The 405-nt window shown below is 53.8% G+C and carries 1 pseudogene; it reads left to right on the plus strand.

Features of this window, described 5'->3' with window-relative positions:
* Positions 1–405: pseudogene (locus tag AC30CM_RS27245) on the plus strand (pyruvate dehydrogenase (acetyl-transferring), homodimeric type); the annotation flags it as partial.

Genomic DNA, 405 nt, shown 5'->3' on the forward strand with positions numbered 1-405 from the left:
TGCCGTACATCACCTTCCCGGAAGGTTCTGAAGAGCATACCTATCTGCACGCGCAGCGTCAGAAACTGCACGGTTATCTGCCAAGCCGTCAGCCGAACTTCACCGAGAAGCTTGAGCTGCCGAGCCTGCAAGATTTCGGCGCGCTGCTGGAAGAGCAGAGCAAAGAGATCTCTACCACTATCGCTTTCGTTCGTGCTCTGAACGTGATGCTGAAGAACAAGTCGATCAAAGACCGACTGGTGCCGATCATCGCCGACGAAGCGCGTACTTTCGGTATGGAAGGTCTGTTCCGTCAGATTGGTATTTACAGCCCGAACGGTCAGCAGTACACCCCGCAGGACCGCGAGCAGGTTGCTTACTATAAAGAAGACGAGAAAGGTCAGATTCTGCAGGAAGGGATCAACG

It is taken from the genome of Mycobacterium sp. DHQP2018-32-09 (genome assembly GCF_058148405.1).